The 18,736-nt window shown below is 69.0% G+C and carries 19 protein-coding genes; 7 read left to right on the top strand and 12 right to left on the bottom strand.

Translation table 11 applies throughout. The features are described from left to right. The first annotated feature begins 29 nt into the window (after positions 1–29). The 3 genes from ACVBD7_RS22680 to ACVBD7_RS22670 all read left to right on the top strand — a co-directional run bounded on the left by ACVBD7_RS22680 (position 30) and on the right by ACVBD7_RS22670 (position 2,086). Entirely contained in the window at positions 30–1,016 is a 987-nt protein-coding gene (locus ACVBD7_RS22680; RefSeq protein ID WP_458097795.1) for a Bug family tripartite tricarboxylate transporter substrate binding protein, read from the top strand. Between the two features lie 380 nt (positions 1,017–1,396). Then, a complete protein-coding gene (locus ACVBD7_RS22675) occupies positions 1,397–1,636 on the top strand; it encodes a type II toxin-antitoxin system Phd/YefM family antitoxin (protein ID WP_458098352.1) in 240 nt (79 codons plus the stop codon). A 3-nt stretch (positions 1,637–1,639) separates the two neighbouring features. Continuing rightward, the gene (locus ACVBD7_RS22670; protein WP_458098351.1) at positions 1,640–2,086 is read left to right on the top strand and encodes a PIN domain-containing protein; all 447 of its coding nucleotides are present in this window, start codon (positions 1,640–1,642) and stop codon (positions 2,084–2,086) included. Between the two features lie 238 nt (positions 2,087–2,324). Here the strand turns inward: ACVBD7_RS22670 and ACVBD7_RS22665 are convergent, their stop codons facing one another. After that, the gene (locus ACVBD7_RS22665) at positions 2,325–2,717 is read right to left on the bottom strand and encodes a winged helix-turn-helix transcriptional regulator (RefSeq protein WP_458097794.1); all 393 of its coding nucleotides are present in this window, start codon (positions 2,715–2,717) and stop codon (positions 2,325–2,327) included. Positions 2,718–2,800: 83 nt separating this feature from the next. On the opposite strand from ACVBD7_RS22665, the gene ACVBD7_RS22660 reads away from it, so the two are divergent. Beyond that, positions 2,801–3,532, top strand: a complete 732-nt coding sequence (locus ACVBD7_RS22660) for an SDR family NAD(P)-dependent oxidoreductase (protein ID WP_458097793.1) — start codon at positions 2,801–2,803, stop codon at positions 3,530–3,532. Between the two features lie 324 nt (positions 3,533–3,856). Here ACVBD7_RS22660 and ACVBD7_RS22655 read toward each other — a convergent pair whose 3' ends face one another. Both ACVBD7_RS22655 and ACVBD7_RS22650 read right to left on the bottom strand, forming a co-directional pair. Continuing rightward, positions 3,857–4,726 (bottom strand): sugar phosphate isomerase/epimerase family protein, encoded by an 870-nt coding sequence (locus ACVBD7_RS22655; RefSeq protein WP_458097792.1) that lies wholly within the window; start codon positions 4,724–4,726, stop codon positions 3,857–3,859. Continuing rightward, positions 4,726–5,529 carry an IclR family transcriptional regulator gene (locus ACVBD7_RS22650; RefSeq protein ID WP_458097791.1) on the bottom strand — a complete coding sequence of 268 codons (804 nt, stop codon included), beginning with the start codon at positions 5,527–5,529 and terminating at the stop codon, positions 4,726–4,728. The genes ACVBD7_RS22655 and ACVBD7_RS22650 overlap by 1 nt, the downstream gene beginning before the upstream one ends. A 138-nt stretch (positions 5,530–5,667) precedes the next feature. Here ACVBD7_RS22650 and ACVBD7_RS22645 point away from each other — a divergent pair, with 138 nt between their 5' ends. Beyond that, positions 5,668–6,657: a Bug family tripartite tricarboxylate transporter substrate binding protein gene (locus tag ACVBD7_RS22645; RefSeq protein ID WP_458097790.1), complete on the top strand. Its 990-nt coding sequence runs from the start codon at positions 5,668–5,670 to the stop codon at positions 6,655–6,657. A 65-nt stretch (positions 6,658–6,722) separates the two neighbouring features. Beyond that, positions 6,723–8,423: an FAD-dependent oxidoreductase gene (locus ACVBD7_RS22640; protein ID WP_458097789.1), complete on the top strand. Its 1,701-nt coding sequence runs from the start codon at positions 6,723–6,725 to the stop codon at positions 8,421–8,423. Between the two features lie 71 nt (positions 8,424–8,494). Here ACVBD7_RS22640 and ACVBD7_RS22635 read toward each other — a convergent pair whose 3' ends face one another. The 4 genes from ACVBD7_RS22635 to ACVBD7_RS22620 all read right to left on the bottom strand — a co-directional run bounded on the left by ACVBD7_RS22635 (position 8,495) and on the right by ACVBD7_RS22620 (position 13,568). Next, positions 8,495–9,421: a dihydrodipicolinate synthase family protein gene (locus ACVBD7_RS22635; protein WP_458097788.1), complete on the bottom strand. Its 927-nt coding sequence runs from the start codon at positions 9,419–9,421 to the stop codon at positions 8,495–8,497. Between the two features lie 16 nt (positions 9,422–9,437). Beyond that, a complete protein-coding gene (locus ACVBD7_RS22630) occupies positions 9,438–11,189 on the bottom strand; it encodes an IlvD/Edd family dehydratase (protein ID WP_458097787.1) in 1,752 nt (583 codons plus the stop codon). Positions 11,190–11,408: 219 nt separating this feature from the next. Further along, entirely contained in the window at positions 11,409–12,467 is a 1,059-nt protein-coding gene (locus ACVBD7_RS22625) for an aldose epimerase family protein (RefSeq protein ID WP_458097786.1), read from the bottom strand. A gap of 174 nt (positions 12,468–12,641) precedes the next feature. Beyond that, positions 12,642–13,568 (bottom strand): Gfo/Idh/MocA family protein, encoded by a 927-nt coding sequence (locus ACVBD7_RS22620; RefSeq protein ID WP_458097785.1) that lies wholly within the window; start codon positions 13,566–13,568, stop codon positions 12,642–12,644. 334 nt (positions 13,569–13,902) lie between these two features. On the opposite strand from ACVBD7_RS22620, the gene ACVBD7_RS22615 reads away from it, so the two are divergent. Next, a complete protein-coding gene (locus ACVBD7_RS22615; protein ID WP_458098350.1) occupies positions 13,903–14,301 on the top strand; it encodes a LysR substrate-binding domain-containing protein in 399 nt (132 codons plus the stop codon). 130 nt (positions 14,302–14,431) lie between these two features. Here the strand turns inward: ACVBD7_RS22615 and ACVBD7_RS22610 are convergent, their stop codons facing one another. The 5 genes from ACVBD7_RS22610 to ACVBD7_RS22590 all read right to left on the bottom strand — a co-directional run bounded on the left by ACVBD7_RS22610 (position 14,432) and on the right by ACVBD7_RS22590 (position 18,716). Continuing rightward, positions 14,432–15,409, bottom strand: a complete 978-nt coding sequence (locus ACVBD7_RS22610) for a Bug family tripartite tricarboxylate transporter substrate binding protein (protein ID WP_458097784.1) — start codon at positions 15,407–15,409, stop codon at positions 14,432–14,434. 64 nt (positions 15,410–15,473) lie between these two features. After that, complete coding sequence (locus ACVBD7_RS22605) at positions 15,474–16,253, bottom strand: SDR family NAD(P)-dependent oxidoreductase (protein ID WP_458097783.1); 780 nt, start codon at positions 16,251–16,253, stop codon at positions 15,474–15,476. After that, positions 16,250–17,110: an alpha/beta fold hydrolase gene (locus tag ACVBD7_RS22600; RefSeq protein ID WP_458097782.1), complete on the bottom strand. Its 861-nt coding sequence runs from the start codon at positions 17,108–17,110 to the stop codon at positions 16,250–16,252. Before ACVBD7_RS22600 ends, ACVBD7_RS22605 begins: the two co-directional genes overlap by 4 nt. Further along, positions 17,107–17,484 (bottom strand): hypothetical protein, encoded by a 378-nt coding sequence (locus ACVBD7_RS22595; RefSeq protein ID WP_458097781.1) that lies wholly within the window; start codon positions 17,482–17,484, stop codon positions 17,107–17,109. Before ACVBD7_RS22595 ends, ACVBD7_RS22600 begins: the two co-directional genes overlap by 4 nt. Continuing rightward, positions 17,481–18,716 (bottom strand): ABC transporter substrate-binding protein, encoded by a 1,236-nt coding sequence (locus ACVBD7_RS22590; protein ID WP_458097780.1) that lies wholly within the window; start codon positions 18,714–18,716, stop codon positions 17,481–17,483. The genes ACVBD7_RS22595 and ACVBD7_RS22590 overlap by 4 nt, the downstream gene beginning before the upstream one ends. Positions 18,717–18,736 lie beyond the last annotated feature (20 nt).

The following is an 18,736-nucleotide window of genomic DNA, read 5'->3' as shown; positions in this document are numbered from 1 at the left end:
CGGCCGAAAATGACCAGGAGGAAGCAACCATGATCGAGCGTCGTGCCCTGCTGGGCGCGGCGGGGCTCGCCGCCCTGTCCGCGCCTGCCCTCGCCCAATCCGCTCCGCCCGCAGCTGCCTGGCCGGATCGTCCGGTACGCCTCGTCGTGCCCTACGCTGCTGGCGGCCCGACCGATGCAGTGGCGCGCATCCTGGCAGACCGGATGTCGAACACCCTGCCGCAGCGCGTGGTTGTAGAGAACCGCGCGGGCGGTGGCGCGCTTCCCGGGACGGAGGCGGTAGCGCGATCCCCTCGGGACGGCGGCACCCTTCTGTTTACCACCGTCGTCCACGCCGTTCACCGCGCCCTGCACGGCCCGCGCCTAACCTTCGATCCGCAGGCGGACTTCTCGCCCGTGGCCCTGGTCGGCGTGGTGCCGCAGGTCATCATGGTGCCGCCCAACTCCCCGGTGCGGGACGTGAAGGGCCTGATAGAGGACCTGCGCACCAATCATCGGGCCTATGGCAGCAGCGGCGTCGGCGGCTCATCCCATCTCGGCATCGAGTTGCTGAAGTCCGTGGCGGGCGTGCCAGCCGACCACGTCCCCTACCGGGGCACTGCCCCCGCGGTGGCGGACCTGCTGGCCGGGCGCATCGCCGTGGTGATGGACAGCGTGGCCACCGGCGCCGCCCAGGTTCGCGCCGGTGCGCTGCGCGGCATCGCTACGACAGGCCTGCGCCGCTCCGAGGCGCTGCCCGATCTTCCCACCGTGGCCGAGAGCATTGCCGGTTTCGAGGCCACGACCTGGAACGCTGTGCTCGCCCCGGCCGGCACGCCGCCCTCCATGCTGGAGTCCATGTCGGCTTCCATCTGGAGGGCCGTTGGCGACGAGGCCACTCAGGCAAAGCTTTCCGAGCTCGGCGTCCAGGCGCCCGCCCAGGCTGACCGTAACCCGGTCGCGACGGCGCGCTTCATCGCTGCGGAAACGGCCAAGTGGGAGCGGCTGGTGAAGGAGGCCGGGATCACGGTGGAGTAGACGCCCGTCCTCTGCGGGTCAGTTTGATCGTGAAGCTTGGTGCTGCCTGAAGCGAGGAACGCAGGGCCGCTATCGCCAGCTCATCAGAGACATTGGCGCTTGTCAGCGTGGGGTGGGATGAGGAAACGAACGCAGACGTTGCTGTGCCGCTAACGCCCTTGACCGTTTCGCGCCCATCGACTTCCAAGCCTTTGGTGCGCAGGCCAGTCCCCGAATGGGAAATGCCTCGAACGGCCTCGCTGGTGAGACGCTGACCCCTGGCCAACTGCCAAACTGGGTGTTTCCTGCAAGCCCAGGCGCATGGCTCCAGATTGTCGCTTTACCTCTTGTGCCAGGGGACACCTGACCACGATATGACTACAATAGTCATGGAGGTCGATGTGCAGGAGATCCAGCTTCGCGATGCCAAGGCGACCCTGTCGGCCGTGGTCGACCAAGCCCGGGCCGGGCAGCCATCGATTATCACCCGTCACGGTCGCCCTGAGGCGGTGGTGGTGAGTTTTGAGGAGTGGCAGCGCCTCTCCCAGGTGCCCTCTTTCGGTCGCCTGCTGATGGGCGCTCCGCTGGAAGATGACGACCTACCTTCTCGGCAGGATGGTCTGCGCGATGCGGGGCTCTGAACCCTGTACCTCGTCGACACCAATGTACTCTCGGCCGGAGCGCCGACCAAGGCGGTCGCCACGCCGGCTCTCGTGACCTGGATGGACCGCAACAGCCCTGGCCTTTTTCTCTCTGTCCTCACCGTGGCCGAGGTGGAGGATGGCATCTGCAAGGCTCGCCGGCAGGGTGCCATCCGGAAAGCCGATAGGTTGTCGGAGTGGCTCGACGCGTTGCTGCATCTTTACAGCGCACGGATCATCCCCGTTGACCTGAAGGTGGCGCGGCACATGGGACGGCTCACCGACTTGGCCCGGAGCAAGGGGCATGAACCAGGTTTGGCCGACATAGCAATCGCCGCCACGGCCCTGCAGCTCGGCTACACCATTCTGACCCGCAACCTCCGGCACTTCGCGCCCCTGGAGGTTCCTGCGCTGGATCCGTTCTCGGCTCTGCCCGCCGAATGTGGCTAAGCTTCCGAGCTAACTTTCCATGGCTCTCCCCGTAAGAGCCGGTAAGTCCAACTCTTCTACTGAAGCGCACAACCAACGATCGCTTGCTCAGCCACATCCACTGGCAGGTCCTGGCCGATTACGTTCCCTCCTCTTTCAGGCGCAGTGTCCAAGCAAACGGCCCTACTTGGCAGCAAAGCTCAACGGCTTGGAAAGTCGGCCCCCACACCAGCCATTCCTGAAGAATGACTTGTGACGCCTACTCGGCCTGCCTGGCGCGATCATATGCAGTGCTGGCGTCGTTGATCGCGCCGCCATGCGCAATGGCCCAGCCGCAGAGCGCCTCAAACGGCTGACGCAGAGAATGTCCCAGCGGCGTGATGGCATATTCCACACCGATCGGCGCCGTCGGCAGCACGGTCCGCGTCACCAACCCGTTCCGCTCCAGGCGCTTCAGCGCGTCCGCGAGGGCCTTGTGGGTGATGCCGTCGAGGCGCCGCTTGATCTCGTTGAAGCGCGAGGGCTTCGGGCAGAGCACCGTGAGAATCAGGATGGTCCACTTGTCCGCGATCTTGTCGAGCACCGGTCGCACGCGGGCCATGTCGGACAGCGCGCAGGAGGAGAGTGCTTCCAGGTCGGTATAGTCGGCCATATCTAGGCTATCCGAATTGCGTTCTTGCTACCAGATACACTCTGTATATCTAGCCCGCCATCGCTGAAGAACGGGAGACGACGATGGCGCGGATGTTGAACAAGGTTGCCCTGGTGGTGGGTGGCGCGAGCGGCATTGGCCTTGCCACCGCCGAGCGACTGGCAGGTGAGGGTGCGACGGTCTTTCTCACCGGGCGCCTTGCCGCAACGGTGGAGATGGCCGCCGCCACAGTCGGCCGAGGAGCGCGCGGCCTCGTCGCGGATGCCAGCGTGGCGCAAGACGTGACGGCGGCCGTCGCCGCGGTGCGGGACACGCATGGTCGTATCGACGCGCTGGTGCTCAATGCCGGGATCTCCGAGCCGGCGCTGCTGGCCGAGGAGACGCCGGAGCACGTTGACCGCCACTTCCGGGTCAATGTGCGAGGCCCTGTTCTCGCTTTCAACGCGACGGTCGGCGCCATGGACAGGGGCGGCTCGGTCGTGCTCATCGGGTCAATCGCGGACGTGGCGGGCATCCCGCATTACGGCACTTACGCTGCCACCAAGGCGGCCCTGCGTTCCTACGCCCGCACCTGGACCGCAGAACTGGCACCGCGCGGCATCCGCGTGAACGTCGTCAGCCCTGGTCCTACCGACACGGCAATGATGGCGGCCACGACGGACGAGGTGCGCGCAGCGTTGGTTGGGCAGATCCCGCTCGGCCGCATGGCGCGCCCGGAGGAAGTTGCGGCGGCAGCGCTGTTTCTCCTGAGCGACGAGGCGAGCTTCATCGCGGGCGCTGAGCTCTGTGTCGATGGCGGGATGCGGCAGGTCTGACCCGTCAGGAGTCGCCTGAGGACACGCGCTCACCCAGCCGTCGGTCGCTTGCAGACCGGCGGCCCTTCGCCTGGCGGGACCACCCAGACGCAGAGTGGCCTGGCCGCTTCCAAGCGGCCGGTGACCCCGCGTCGCCTCGCGTCCGAGGTGCCCAGCTTTACCGGGACGAGCCTGCCGGGCGTGTGGCATCCGCGTCCAGTGAGTGGCTCCGGGCGATCGTGACCGGCCTCCCCCCGCTGCCGCATCCCCGAACGCACCCTGCCGCTGCGCCATCGCTGCCAAGAGGAGATCCGACCGCGCTGCAAACGCGTGAGCCGCTGGGGCTCAATCCGCGAGGGGGCCGCTTCCGGCCAGAGCCTCCTTGAGGGCCTGCATGCTCACCCGCAGCGCCGCCTGTTCATCCGTTCCGTGCCGGGGATGCAGGTAGTCGATCTCCACCGCCAGCAATCCCCGGTAGCCCGCCTGGTCCAGCACTCGCAGCGCGGCCGCGACGTCCACCACGCCCTGTCCCAGGGGTACGCTCGGCCAGGAAGCGAAGGCGCCCTCGGCGCCGGCCAGAGAAGCCACGTCCTTCACATGAGTGGCCCGTGCCCAGGGGGCGAGGCGCTTGACCACGGCCAGCGGGTCCTCGCCGAGGCGGACGTTGTTCGCGGTGTCCAGGCACACGCCGAGCCAGGGCGAGTTCACCCTCTCCAACAGTTCCGCTAGCTCCTCGGATAGCAGGTCGAGATGGTTCTCGATCGCCATGACCACGCCATGCTCCTCAGCCACCGGGAGCAACCCGCGCAGCATTGGCAGCAGCGCGTCGCGGTGCGAGGGCCAGTCGGCGGGCCGGGTCCGGCGCCCGCCGCAGCAGATCCGCATCACCCCCGCGCCGACACACCGGGCCGCGGCCAGGTGCCGCGCCAGATCGTTCACCGCCTCCGGCCGTGTCCCGGAGCCCAGTCCGTCGGGATGTCCCCAGGCCCAGACGCGCTCCATGCTGTCCGCGTCCAGCCTCTCGCGGAGGCGGTCCAGGAAGGGCCGATCCGCAGGCAGGTAACAGGCCTCGAGCGAAACTCCTCCAGCGCCGAGCTCCAGCGCCCGGTCGAGGAAGCCCCAAACGTCCATGCGCTCGCCGGGATCGGATTCCAGCCCCGCATAGGCATCGCCGAAGTAGCGATGAAAGCAGTAGGAATCGATGCCCGGGATCATCACGCCACCCGCCCCAGACCCGTCGCGAACAGCGGAGACGCACCGGCTGCCGCGGCCAGCTCCTCCGCCGCGCCCAGCAGGGCCCCGGCCAGCGCCTCCATTCGCGCGCCTGTCAGCCGCGCGCTGGGTCCGGCGATGCTCACCGTCCCGCAGGCCCTGCCCGATCCGGGGTGCCGGATCGCCGAAGCCATGGCGGAGGTGCCGGCCTCATAGGTGTCGTGCGCGACGGCGTAGCCTCTCTGCCGAGCATCGTGCAGGCAGCGCAGCAGCGCGGCGGCGCCCTGCGGGGCTTTGGGCCCGCTCTCGGGTGCGTAGGCGAAGCCCTGCCGGGCTACGAGTTCGAGCGCCGCGTCATTCTCCATCGTGGCGAGCCAGGCATAACCGTTCGCCGTGCAGGACAGCCGTACCTCGGCTCCCGCATCCGGGTCGGGATCGTAGCGCAGCCCGTGGCGCGCGCCCTGCGCCTTGGCCACCCAGGTCAGGCGATCCCCGTCGATCACCGCGAGGCGCACCAGCTCTTTCGCCTGCTCCGCCAACCTGTCCAGCACGGGCTGCGCGATGTCCGTGATGCCGTTCGCGGACAGATAGGCGAAGGCGAGGGAGGCGATCCGGGCGGTCAGGCGGTAGGGTCCGCCCTCCTCGTCCTGCCGGACATAGCCGCTGGCCCGCAGGTCCCCCAGAAGCCGGTGGGTGGCGCTGCGCGGAATTCCCAGACGGTCGGCCACCGCGTGCAGTGGCAGACCCGCCGCATGCGGGGCGAGGAGTTCCAGGATGGCAAGAGGCCGCTCGCGCTGGTTCGTCATTGGTCATCCCCATCCGCGTTCATCATCGCACCCGCCAAAAAGTGGATCAACGTTCCTCTTGGAATGGTGTTCCACTTGCCCTAGCGTCGGGGAAAGACGTGTTGGACCACTGGCACGCGAGGAGGAGAACGCCCGAGAATGACCGTGTCGCGTCGACCTTTCCTGGCCGCCCTCTTGAGCGCCGCGCCGCTCGCCACGCCGGCGATGGCGCAAGCCCCGGCCGCGCGGGATGATGGCTCTCGTCCCATCAGCCTCGTCGTCGCCTGGCCCCCCGGCGGGGGGACGGATTTCGTCGCCAGGCTCTTGGCCGAGCAGATGGCGCGGGAACTTGGCCAGCCGGTCGTTGTGGAGAATCGAGCGGGCGCCAGCGGCACCATCGGCCACGCCGTCGTTGCCCGCGCCCGGCCGGACGGCTCCACCATCCTGCTCGGGGTCAACTCGACCTACGCTATGGCCCGGCACCTCTTCCCCGCGCGCGGCTACGACGACGAGAGGGACTTCGCCCCAATCGGCCGCCTCGCCACCATCGCCGCCTATCTCTGCGTACATCGCGACTCCCCGATCCGCAGCGTGAGGGACCTGATCGCGGCCGCGAAGGCGTCACCGGGCGGGATGAACTACGCCTCTCCCGGCGCGGGCAGCTCGGGCCACCTCGCCCCGGAGCTCTTCTTTAAGATGGCCGGCATCCAGGTGGAGACCGTCACCTATCGCGGCGGCGCGCCGATGGTGCAGGCCATGCTCGCTAAGGAGGTGAACATGGCCTTCCTCGACGTGGTGACGGCCCTCCCCTACGTCCGCTCCGGCGAGCTGCGGGCCCTCGGCATCGGCAGCCGGAGCCGCCTGGACCTGACGCCGGACGTGCCCACCGTCGCCGAGGCCGGCGTGCCGGGCTTCGAGTGCAACAGCGACTACGCCCTGCTCGCCCCGGCGCGGACGCCGGACGCGGCCATCCGCCGGCTGCACGCCGCTGCCGTCGCCGCCCTCCGTGCCCCGTCGGTGAGGGACCGCCTCGTCGCCAACGGCTACGTCCTCGAGCCCGGCACGCCGGAGGAATGGCCGGCCTATCTCCGGGCCGAGACGAGCAAGTGGGGCGAGGTGATCCGTTCCCGCGGCATCACCCTGGAGTAAGGCGGGCCATGGGCACGCTCGGCAGGAGCGGTCCTGCCGGTAGCGCATCAGCCTCTGGGACGGGAGTGGAGGCGCAGAACCCGGCCGAGGAGGTCGACCTGCTGGTGATCGGGGCGGGGGCGGCCGGCATGACCGCAGCCCTGGTGGCCGCGCTGGAGGGTCTCCGGGTCCTACTATGCGAGAAGACCTCCATGGTGGGCGGAATTACCGCCACCTCCGCCGGCACGGTCTGGGTGCCGGGCAGCAGCCAGAGTGCCGCCGCCGGCGTGCCGGACTCAGTCGCCGAGGCCGCCCGCTACCTGGCGTCGGTCATTGGCGCCCGTGGCGGCGAGGAGCAGCGCGCCGCCTTCCTGGAGGCCGGGCCCCGTGCCCTGGACGATCTGGAGAGGCGCAGCGAGGTCCGCTTCGTGGCCGCGCAGGCCCATCCGGACTACCTCGGCAACCATCCCGGCGCCGCCTTCGGGGGCCGTGCACTCGGCCCGGAGCCTTTCGACGGCCGCCTCCTGGGCACCGAGGACTTCGAGCGGGTGCGGCCGCCGCGCCCCGAGTTCATGGTCATCGGCGGCATGATGGTGACGCGCGCGGACGTCGCTCCCCTGCTAAGGCCCTTCGCCTCCCTCGCTAACCTGGTGAAGGTCGCACGGCTGCTGGTGAGGCACGCGCAGGACAGACTGCGCCATCGCCGCGGCACGCGGCTGGTAATGGGCAACGCGCTGGTGGCGCGGCTGCTGTACAGCCTGCGCCGCCAGGGCGTGCCGATCCGCTTCGACACCGCGTTGTCGGGGCTGCTGCATGAGGGCGGGCGCGTGACGGGCGCGGTGCTGCGCGGCCCCGGTGGCGAGAGCTCGGTCCGCGCCCGGCGCGGGGTGATGCTGGCGACGGGCGGGGTGGGCTGGAACACGGCGCTGCGCGAGCGCCTCTTCCCCGAGGCGGCGCACCCGCTCTCCCTCGCGCCGGAGGGCAACACCGGGGACGGCATCCTGGCCGGGCTGAGCATCGGCGCGGACCTCGACGAGTCCGGGAGCAGCGCCGGGCTGTGGATGCCGTGCTCCGTGCTGCAGCGACCCGACGGAACACGCTCCGTCTGGCCGCACATCGTGCTCGACCGGGCCAAGCCGGGCCTGCTCGCGGTTGACGCCGGTGGCAGGCGCTTCACGAACGAGTCCGACTCCTACCACGACTTCTGCATGGGGATGCTGCGCGCCGGCGCGGGACCCGGCCGTCCGGCGCACTTGGTCTGCGACCGTACCTTCATCCGGGATTATGGCATCGGGCTGGTCCACCAGGGCACGAGGCGGCTGAAGCCCTTTCTCGATGCCGGCTACCTGATCGAAGGCGCGACCCTCGGGGAGCTGGCCGGGCGGATCGGCATCCCGCCGACGGCGCTGGAAGGAAGCGTGGCCGAGCACAACCGCTTCGCCGCGACCGGCGTGGATGAGGCGTTCGGCAAGGGGAGCACCCCGATGAACCGCTTCAACGGCGACCCGGAGAACAGACCGAACCCCTGCCTGCGGCCGATCGGGCCGGGCCCCTTCTATGCTGTGGCAGTTCATCCCGCGGACCTGGCCGGAAGCGCGGGGCTTCGTGCAGACGGGAACGGTCGCGCGCTGGACGCCGCCGGGGAACCGGTGGAAGGCCTGTATGTCGGCGGGAATGACATGGCCTCGATCTTCCGGGGGACCTATCCGGGACCGGGCACGACGATCGGTCCGGGAATGGTTCTGGCTTGGCGAACTGCGCGCCACGCCGCGGGCCTCCCGGCATAACAGCGCCGCCGCTGTCGGGAGCGACCCGCCGCTGGCCGGGTCTTGCGTGATTGTCGGTGCGGCTTACGCGATCATCGGGCCCAGTTCAGCACCATCGGATCGGTGCGGCGCGCGATCTCGATCAGGCCGGCGCGGGTGGCGGGGTGCAAGGGCGCGAGCGGGGCGCGGGGGGCGTCGCAGGTGATGATGCCGCCCTCATGCATCAGCGCCTTCGCCGCCAGCAGGCCGCATTGCCGGTTCTCGTAGTTGATCAGCGGCAGCCAGCGCTGATAAGCCGCCGCCGCTCCCTCGAGATCCCCGCCGCGGTGGGCGTCCACGATCTGGCGGATGCCGTCGGGAAAGCCGCCGCCGGTCATGGCGCCAGTTGCGCCGGCATCGAAGTCGGCCATCAGCGTGATGGCCTCCTCGCCGTCCCACGGCCCCTCGATCGCGCTGCCGCCCAGTTCGATCAGGTCGCGGATCTTGGCAGCGGCGAAGGGCACCTCGATCTTAAAGTAGGACACCTGCTCGATCTCGCGCGCCATGCGGGCGAGAAAGGGGGCGGACAGCGCGGTGCCGCTGACGGGCGCGTCCTGGATCATGATCGGGATGCCGATCGCGTCCGACACTTCGCGGAAGAAGCCCTGGATGCCGATCTCGGGCACGCGGATCGTGGCGCCGTGATAGGGCGGCATCACCATCACCATCGCGGCCCCCATCGCCTCCGCCCGGCGCGAACGCTCGGCGCAGAGGCGCGAGGAGAAATGCGTGGTGGTGACGATCACCGGCACGCGCCCCTTCACATGGCCGAGGATCGCCGTCATCAGCACCTCCCGCTCCTCGTCGGAGAGGACAAACTGCTCCGAGAAGTTGGCCAGGATGCATAGCCCGTCCGAGCCGGCATCGATCATGAAGTCGACGCAGCGCAGCTGCCCGCCCAGGTCCAGCCCACCGCGCTCATCGAAGACAGTGGGCACCACGGGAAAGACGCCGCGGTAGCGGGGAGTGGCCTGGGTCATCGGCGGGGCATCCGGCTCAGTGGTTGTCGCGCGCGACGGGCGCGCCGCTGTTTCCGACGAGGAAGTCCAGATCCACGCCCTTGTCGGCCTGCAGCACGTGCTGGACATACATGCGGGTGTAACCGCGCTCCGCGAGCGGCGTGGGAGGCGGCACCCAGGCAGCGCGGCGAGTCGCCAGCTCTGCCTCGTCCACATGCAGGTGCAGGCCGCGCCCGGGCACGTCGAGGGTGATGCTGTCGCCGTTCCGCACCAGGGCGAGGTTGCCGCCCGCCATGGCCTCCGGCGCCACGTGCAGCACCACCGTACCGTAGGCGGTGCCGGACATGCGGGCGTCCGAAATGCGGATCATGTCGCGCACGCCTTGGCGCAGCAGCTTCGGCGGCAGGGGCATGTTCCCCACCTCCGCCATGCCGGGATATCCCTTTGGGCCGCAGTACTTCAGCACCATGATGCAGGCCTCGTCGATATCGAGATCCTCGTCGTTGATACGGGCGTGCAGGTCCTCGATGCTCTCGAACACCACCGCGCGGCCGGTGTGCCGAAGCAGGTGCGGCGAGGCGGCGGAAGGCTTGATGACGGCGCCGTCGGGGCAGAGGTTGCCGCGCAGGATGGCGATGCCGGCCTGCGGCTTGAAGGGCGCGTCGTAGCTGTGGATGACGTCGCGGTCCCAGCACTGTGCGTCGGCCACGTTCTCGGCCAGGGTGCGGCCGTTGGCGGTGATGGCGTCCGCGTGAAGGAGGCCGCGCTCCACCAGGTCCCGCAGTACGACCGGCAGACCGCCGGCATAGTAGAAATCCTCCATCAGGTGCTCGCCCGACGGCTTCAGGTTCACCAGGCAATTCACCTCGCTCGCCAACCGGTCGAAGTCCTCCAGCTCCAGCGGCACGCCCAGGCGGCCGGCGATGGCCAGCAGGTGCACCACGGCATTGGTCGATCCGCCGATGGCCGCGAGTGTGCGGATGGCGTTCTCGAAGGCCTGGCGGGTGAGCAGCTTCGAGAGGCGCAGGTCCTCGCGTACCATCTCCACGATTCGGCGTCCGGCAAGCCGCGCCAGCTCGTTGCGGCGCGCATCGGGCGCGGGAATGGCGGCGTTGCCGGGCAGGCCCACGCCCAGCGCCTCCACCATCGAGGCCATGGTGGAGGCCGTGCCCATGGTCATGCAGGAGCCGGCGGAGCGCGACATCGCCCCCTCCGCCTCGTGGAACTCGCGGAGCGTGATCTCGCCGGCGCGGAGCTGTTCGCTCATGGAGATGGTGTTGGTGCCTGAACCAATCTTCTGGCCGCGATAATGACCGCTCAGCATCGGCCCGCCCGAGACGCCGATGGTCGGTAGGTCCACGCTGGCCGCGCCCATCAGCAGGGCAGGGGTGGTCTTGTCGCAGCCCATCAGCAGAACCACGCCATCCAGCGGGTTCGCGCGCAGCGCCTCCTCCACATCCATGGAGGCGAGGTTGCGGTACAGCATGGCCGTCGGCCGCATCTGCGTCTCGCCAAGGCTCAGCACCGGGAATTCCAACGGATAGCCGCTAGCTTCCAGGATGCCGTAGCGCACATGCTCGGCGATGGTGCGGAAATGCCCGTTGCAGGGCGTCAGCTCGGACCAGGTGTTGCAGATGCCGATGACGGGCCGGCCGTCGAACTGATCGTTCGGCAGGCCGCGGTTGCGGAGCCAGGAACGGTAGTAGAAGCCCATCTTATCTTGCCGCGCGAACCACGCGCGCGAGCGCAACTCGCCGGGCTTGCGGTAGTCGTTCGCGTCGTCGGTCAACCCTGGACCCTCATCAGCCTGCCTCGATCGAGACGGCCGCGGCCACCTCGCTCCGGATCGTGGAGCGCGGCCCGTGTCCATCCCGTCGCCTCCCTTCGGCCCGGGCTCTTCCGCCCGTTCTCAGCCTTGGTGTCCCATCCTCACTGCTGGCGGCGATGCGCGTCCAATGCTGTTTTCGTGAGTTTACATGCCAGAAACGGTATTTCAGTCCGCGCTAATTTAGCCCCCGATCGTGCTGAATCGGAGGATCGTCCGATGCCGGTAGGTGTCGCCCGGATCGAGCCGGACGGAGGGGTAGCCAGGATGGTTCGGCGCGTCGGGCCAGGCCTGCGGCTCCAGGCACAGCGCGTCGGACTGACGCATCGGCCGCCCACCCTTGCCTGCCAGCATGCCGTTCAGGAAATTGCCGGAGTAGAACTGCAGCCCCGGCCGGTCGGTCAGCAGCGTCATGGCGCGGCCGCTGCCCGGGTCCTCCACCCAGGCTGCCGGGCGCAGCGTGCCATCCCATCCGTCCAAGCAGAAATTGTGGTCATAGCCGCCGGCGCGCAGCAGCTGGGCGTCCGCATCCCGCAGCCGGTCGCCGATCGGATGCGGCTCGCGGAAGTCGAAGGGAGTGCCCTCGACCGCACAGGGCTCGCCCAACGGAATCAGCGTTTCGTTCACCGGCAGGTAGCGCGATGCGGCGACGCGCAGGCGGTGCCCCAGCACCACGTCTCCCCCGCCGCCGAGATTGAAGTAGCTATGGTTGGTCAGGTTCACCACCGTCGGTCGCGTGGTGCGCGCCTCGAAGCTCAACGAGAGCTCCGCAGGCTCGGTGACGGCGTAGGTGACGGTGATGTCGAGCGCCCCGGGAAAACCCTCCTCCCCGTCCGGGCTGCTGCGGCGCAGGACGAGGCGGGGATGGGGCGACGCCTTCGCCTCCGCGACCTCCCACAGGTGCCGGTCGAAGCCCTCCGGCCCGCCATGCAGGGCATGCGGGCCGTCATTGGCCGGCACGGAAAAATGCGTACCGTCCAGCGTGAAGCGGCCCTGGGCGATGCGGTTCGCGCAGCGCCCGACCGTGGCGCCGAAGAAGCTCCGCTTGGCGAGGTAGCCCTCGAGGGAGTCGTGGCCGAGCACCACATCCGCCGGCCCGTCCCGCCCCGGCACGATCAGCGCCTGCAGGACGGCGCCATAGGTCATCACCCGCGCCTCGAATCCCTCCGCGCCGCGAAGAGTGAGGAGTTCCACCGACCTGCCGTCCGGCATCAGCCCGAAGGGGCTACGTTCAAGCGTCATCGAAGCAGCGCCGGGGGGAAGTGTGGGCCGTTTCCGGGTCGCTGGACGCCATTGCGCTGCCCGCCAAGCTGCGACTGCGAGGAGTCCGGGTCATCATCCTAATTCCCCTTTGCGATTGTCCCGGCAGAGCCCGTTCCAGACCGACGCCGCCACAATCAGCCCGGCCGGCATCTCTCAGCCCTCATTGAAGGGCGCGACGACGTGCCGGCGCCCGAGCATGAAGGCATCCGCCACCTGCATCATCGGCGTGAGATCCAGGTCGGACCGTCCCTGCGCAACGAGATCGACGAAATGCGCATAGATCCCCTCGTACTCGGCATCGGGCCCCTCCATGAGAATGGTGCCGTCCCGCAATAGCCGCCGCCCGCCCTCCTCCAGCAGCAGCGTGCCGCCGGTAGTGTCCAGGTGGATGTCCCAGCTCTGCCGGCCGGTCTGGCGCCAGTCGAACTCTGCCTCCACCGGCGTGCCGGCGAGATCCGCGAAGGACAGGCGGGCTGCGATGGGGGCTTCCCGGTTTGCCGGATAGGACAGCTCTGCCGCCCGCAGCGAGATGGGCGCGGGCAAGATGCGGGTGAGGATTGAGAGCGCGTTGATTCCCGGATCGAACACGCCCATCCCGCCCGGCTCCCAGATCCAGGCCTGGCCGGGGTGCCAGTGGCGCACATCCTCCTTCCACTCCACCCTTACTGCCCTTGGCGGCGTATCCCGGAGAGCGGCGCGGGTCGCCTCAACAGCCGGGGCGAAGCGCGAGTGCCAGGTGCCAAAGAGGCTCAACCCCTTGTCCCGGGCCAGGTCGGCCAGGGGGGGCCATTCGGAAAGGGTGGCACCGGGCGGCTTTTCCAACAGGACATGCTTTCCTGCGGCCAGGGCCTCCGCGGCCAGTGCGGCGCGGCCTTGCGGCGGGGTGCACAGCGCCACCGCGTCCACCGCAAGGCCCGAGGCCAGGAGCTGCCGCAGCGAAGGGAAGCCCGGAACGCCGGCCGGGGTCTCGCCATGACTCGCGACGCCCACGAGTTCGACCCCCGGCGTGGCGGTAATGGCGGGAAGGTGCCGGTTTCTAGCGATGGCCCCGAAACCAACCACGGCAAGGCGAAACACCATCACGCCTCTCCTGCCCGCTCAGGTCCGGCGCGAAGAGTCGGTGGGAAAACGACGTGACCGGAGTGGTCGGGTGAACCCACAGTATCGCTCCTTCCTGGCAGTGGCCGCACCGCTTCCAACATCCAAGCATCTATACGGACGGTCAGAACGTCCAACGCCGTCTTGCTCTGCCGGTATGTCGGAAAAAGTCTGAAGACCTGCTAACCTGACGAGATTCCGGTATGATGTGGTGGTGAGCGTTCCTCCACACGATCGGGCCTTCCGGCCCCGCCTTGTACCGGACCTGGACCCCTCTCTCGTCGAGTATGTGCCGGTGGACCGGTAGAAACTTGCCCTGCTGGTCCGGGCAGGGCACCCGCTCAGATCGAGCCGGCGGGTGACGATGGAGGAAATCACCGCCGATCCCTGGGTGCTGCAGCCATCAGGCATGCTGCTGCGGCATCAGGTCGTTCTACTGTTCAACGGCTTGTCCCAGTCGTCGCTGCGGCCGGTCTTGAACACCTCCACTGTGCTGCTGACGCTCGCCTACCTTCTTCGGGGGGATCCGATCGGGGTCATCAGCGCTCCGGTAGGCTCGATCCTGGCGCGGCAGGGCCAGTTCGCACGCCTCACCCTGCCGGCCGAGGCGGTGAACCTCGCCGTTGAATCCTATGGAATGGTCCGCCTTCTTGACCGCCCCCTCTCCGCGCAGGCGCTACGGATGCTGGAGATCGTGCGCTCGCTCACGGGCTGATGCAGAAGCCGACATGGTACTGCAGCACCGGAACCGGTGCGCGCGCTGGGTGGTGCACGCGGCTGCGGCGCGGGACATGGAAGCGCTCAAAACATGCCGCTCGGCGGTCGTCGTGCCGCCAACCCGATGCTTACTCGGGCTTGACGCCGGTGGCGGCGACCACGGCCCGCCATTTCGTAAGCTCGCCCGCCACGTAGCGACCGAAGGCCTCAGGCGTCTCCTGCCCCGGCGTCGCTCCCAGCTCACGGTATCGCCGGGCCACCGCCTCGGATCTTAGCGCAGCGTTCAGAACACTGTTCAGGTCAGCGACCAACTCCGGCGGTAGCTGCTTGGGGGCAAAAATGCCAAACCAGGCTGTCGCCTCGTAGCCCCTCACCGTCTCGCCGACAGCTGGCACCTCCGGCAGGCTCTCGTCCCGCCCCGGCGTGGTGACCGCAAGCGCCTTGATACGTCCGGCCTTGACGTGAGGGACGGAGGTGGTGGTGGCGTCCACCATCAGCGGGATGTGGCCAGCCAGTAGATCGTTCATCGCGGGCCCACCGCCGCGATAGGGGATGTGCACGAGGTTGGCGCCCGTCATCATCTTGAGTAGTTCGGCGCTCATATGCGTGGTGGTGCCGATGCCAGCCGTACCGTAGTTCACTGCGCCGGACTTCGCCTGCCGCAGCAGGCCGGCGATGTCGTCGGCCGGTAAGCTGGGATGGGCGACGAAGATGTTCGCGGTGGTGCACGCGAGCGCGAGCGGCGCAAAGTCGTTGGCCGGGTCGTAGCCGAGGTTGGGGTATAGCGCTTGATGGATGCCGTTGGTGCCACCGGAGCCAAAGAACCAGGTGTAGCCGTCCGGTGCCGCCCGGGTCGCGGTGGACGTCCCCACCGTGCCACCACCGCTCGAGATGTTCTCGACGATGATGGACCAACCCCTCGCCGCCTGGATCTCGGCCGCGAGGATGCGGGCCAGCACGTCGGTCGGCCCGCCTGCAGAGAAGGGGATAATCAGGCGGATCGGGCGTGACGGATAGCCGCTCTGCGCTCCTCCCGCTCCGGGGCGGAGCAGCAGAGGCACGGCGAGACCTGCGCCCAGCAAGGTGCGGCGCGGCGAGGCGGTCATGATGTATTCCTTCCTCCGGGCCTCTCTCGGGGCGCGCCGGCCTGGCCCTGGCCGGCGCACATCGTCAGGCCGTCGTGCCACCATCCACGGGCAGGGCGGCACCGGTGATGAAGGAGGCCTCGTCCGAGAGGAGGAACAGCGCCGCGTTAGCGATCTCTTCCGGCCGCGCCGGGCGGCCGAGCGGGTTCACGGCGCCGCGCTTTTTCACCAGCGCCTCCACGTCCGCGCCGGCCGTCGCCGCCTGATCCGGACGGGCGACGAAGGTGCGGAGCATCGGCGTGTCCACGCTGCCCGGGCAGACCGCGTTGCAGCGGATCCCCTCTGGCGCCAAGCGCTTCGCGAGCGCCCGCATGAAGCCAACTACCCCGAACTTCATCGCGGAGTAGACCGGGCTGAACACCGATCCCTGCAGGCCGGAGGTGGAGGCGGTATAGAGCAGGGCCGCGCCGTTCCGCCCGCGAAGGTGCGGGATGGCAGCGTCCGTGGTCGCCATGATCGTGCGGAGGTTGAGGTCGATCGCGATCTCCAGGTCGTCCCGCGGCAAGCCCTCCACCATAGAAGGGCCGGGATGGCCGACATGGTTCCACACGAAATCCACCCCGCCGAAAGCGGCCACCGTGTCCTCGACAATGCGCCGGGAGAATGTGTCGTCGCGCAGGTCGCCGGGAAGGCCGATGGCGCGCCCGCCCGCAGCCTCGATCTCCGCCACGGCGGAGGCCACGCCCGCAGCGTCGCGGTCCACCACAGCCACCGTCGCGCCTTCCCGCGCGAAGCGCAGCACACCCGCGCGCCCCATGCCGGAGGCGGCGGCGGTGACGAGCCCGATCTTGCCCTGCAGCCTCATGGTGCAGTCCTCTCCGCCGCCGCGGCGCGGACCCGGTCCAGCACCGGCCGTAGGAAATCCGCGAAGTGCGCGTAGTTCTCGCTCATCGGGAAATGGCCGAGGCGGCTCATGATCGTCACCTCGCTGCCGGGAATGAGACGCGCCGTCTCCCGCGTCGCCTCGGGCGAGCAGGAGTAGTCGTACTCGCCCGTCAGCAGCCAGACCGGGCACTGCGACGTGTCGATCATCGCCAGCCGGTCACGCAGGTCGCCCTCGGCCTTGTAGAAGTGCAGGTCGCCGCGGAACACGCCGGGGCCCCCCTGCATGTAGTGCCACAGCGTCTCCCATCGCTCACCCTCCGGTGATTGCGGCGCCATGAGGCCGGAGACGATGCCGGCGCAGACCTCGCCACCGTGCACGTCGGGCCGATGGGTCCATTCCGTGTCGTAGTAAGGATCGACATGGGAGGAGGATTGCAGGCCGATCACGCCGCCCAGGCGCGCGCCGTGCGCCGCCGCGAGCTCCAGCACCACACGTCCACCAATGGAGCAGCCCATCACCACGGGACGGCGCAGACCCAGCGCATCGGACACCCCGAGGATTGCCTCGACATAGGAGGCGGTGGTGAGCTTGTACTCATCCGTCCACCAGCCATCCGGCGGAGAGGACTTGCCGTGCCAGGGCAGATCGAAGGTGATGCAGCGGAAATGCCGCGTCACCGCCGCGTCGTTCAGCAGGCCGCGCCACTGCCGCGTGTCGGAGCCGGCCGTGTGGAGCAGCAGCAGCGGGATGCCCTCCCCCGCCTCCTCGACATAGATGCGGTGCGACTTTCCCCCGAGGGAGATGGTGGCATAGCCGCCGCGGATCGGTTCCATCATGCCGCACTCTCCGGATGTGCGCCGCGCAGACTGGCGAGCGCGGCCTTGAACCACAGCAGGTGGCTCATGAAGGGATGGAGGTTGCCCTCCAGTCGCAACTCCCTCCCGCGCACCAGCGCCATGAGATCGTGCCGGCCGGGCGGCGGCTCCGGCGAGAGGAAGTCGCGCCACGCCGCCGGCTCGACCCGGATCGCAAGAGTCCAGGAGGGCATGACGAAGGGTCCGCGGCGAACAGATTCCACGGCGCCGCCGCGCAGACGCAGCAGCCACTCCTCGGCCCCGACCGCCAGCAATAGTTCGGCATCCAGGAAGCGGCCCCAGCGGCGCAGCATCGGGTTGCTGTTCACGAGCCCGGGCAGGTCCTCCGGGGTCATGCCGGCACCATCGCGCAGCCCGCGCCCCGCATGGGCCGGAAGGCTTGGTCGCCGAGGATGGTGCGGGTGGTCGCGTAGTAGTCCCAGGGGGCCTTGCTCTCCTCCGGCCTCTTGACGCGGAAGAGGTACATGTCGTGCACCTTGCGGCCATCGGCGCGCACGGTTCCCCGCCCGAAGAGAGGGTCCTCCGTGCCGTTCGCCTTCATCCAACCGACGGCCGCGCGGCCGCTGGCGTTGTCGCCAAGCGCCTCGCGGGCCTTGAGGAAGTGCATCACGGCGGAATAGCCGCCTGCGTGGATCATCCCCGGCTTCTGTCCGCCCATCTGCGGCGCGAAGCGAGAGGAGAAAGCGCGCGTGTCATCGTTCATGTCCCAGTAGAAGGCCTCCGTCAGTGCCAGCCCCTGCGCCGCCTCCAGCCCCAGGGAATGCACGTCGGCGATCTGGAACAGCAGCCCCGCGAGTCGCGTGCCGCGCCGGGCGACACCGAACTCGGCAGCTTGCTTCACGCAGTTCACCGTGTCGATGCCGGCATTTGCCAGGCCGATCACCTTTGCCCGGCTCGCCTGCGCCTGCACGAGGAAGGAGGAGAAGTCCGTCGTGCCCGGAAAGGGGGTGCGTGCGGTACCGAGGACACGGCCGCCCGCCTCCTTCACGAAGCCCGCCGTGTCAGCCTCCAGCGCGTGGCCGAAGGCGTAGTCGGCGGTGATAAAATACCAGGTGTCCGCACCATCAGCGACCAGGGCACGTCCCGTGCCGGCCGCCAGGGACCAGGTGTCATAGGTCCAGTGCACGTGGTTCGGGCCGCAGTTCGCGGCCGTCAGCGCCGCGGTGGCGGGGCCGGTGAAGAGCGCGACCTTGTCCTTCTCGGCTACCAGCCCGGCTACGGCGAGCGCCACCGAGGAAACGGGCACGTCGAGGATGGCGTCCACGCCCTGCCGGTCCAGCCAGTCCCGCGCCATGGAGAGGCCGACATCGGGCTTGTTCTGGAAGTCGGCCTGGATGATCTCGACCCGCAGGCCCGGGCGGGCGCGCATGAAGTCCTCGGCCGCGAGCTTCGCGCCGACGACCGAGCCCTGGCCGGTGTTGGCGGAGTAGGGGCCGCCCATGTCGCTGAGCACCCCGATCCGCACGTTGCGCGTCGGCTGTGCCCGCAGGGCCGGCGCGGCGAGCGCCGAGGCCGCTGTGGCACCGCCGCCGATCAGCAGGGAGCGCCTGCCGGTCCAGATCGTCATCGTTCTTTCTCCTCCCGTTT

The organism is Roseomonas sp. WA12, assembly GCF_054165765.1.
Note: the sequence above shows the minus strand (reverse complement) of the source record. Positions and strands in the feature narration are given on the sequence as shown.